The organism is Mesorhizobium sp. P5_C1 (genome assembly GCF_054049815.1).
Genome location: NZ_JBFULQ010001320.1, coordinates 1 through 643, shown reverse-complemented (window position 1 = coordinate 643; position 643 = coordinate 1). Strand labels below are relative to the sequence as shown.

At 57.7% G+C, this 643-nt stretch carries 1 protein-coding gene; it reads right to left on the bottom strand.

Annotated features, from left to right (window positions below):
* Positions 1-643: 4-hydroxyphenylacetate 3-hydroxylase N-terminal domain-containing protein (locus tag ACXJ7R_RS35610; protein ID WP_457155871.1), on the bottom strand; the 643-nt coding region annotated here is incomplete at both ends.

Below are 643 nucleotides of genomic sequence, written 5' to 3'. Positions count from 1 at the left end.
ATCCTTGACCGACGATGGCATCGTGATCATGGCGGAGCCTGTCAGCTCACGGATGATCTCGATCATCCGTGGGTTGATTTCCGACTGCAGTGCCATCACGGAATACAATGCAGTCTTGCTCGGCCAGAGGACGCCCTTCTCGTCGACAGTGGCGAGTGTCTCTTGCGCCTCCAGCATGTTCTCGACGATCGAGACCAGCGCCGCCAATTCGCCCATCTGCACCATAACTGGCGGCAAATTGGCATTCCCGGTCGATTCGTTCATCCGCGCTGCCAGGCCGATCATGAAGCGCAGCTTGGTCGCATATCGCGCTTGGGCCTGAAGGTTGCCGTAGAGATGGGATGGCGTCTTCCACCACTGATCCCTGCAGATTTCGAGGTTGCGGTAGATGAAGACGTGCTCCCAGGGAATGAACACATTGTCGAGGACCACGAAGCAATCCGACTCGTCGAAGCGGCTGCTCAAGGGGTGGTCGAAAGTGTTGCTCGCCTGCAAGGCGAAGGGCCGCCTTGGATAAAGTTTCAAGCCTGGCGCATTCATCGGAATGGCAACGCCGATTGCGTAGTTCTCGTCGCCTGGCTGCAACGGGTGGATACAGCTCAGGTAGAGATAGTCGGAATAGATCCCCGCGGTGGCCAGCTGT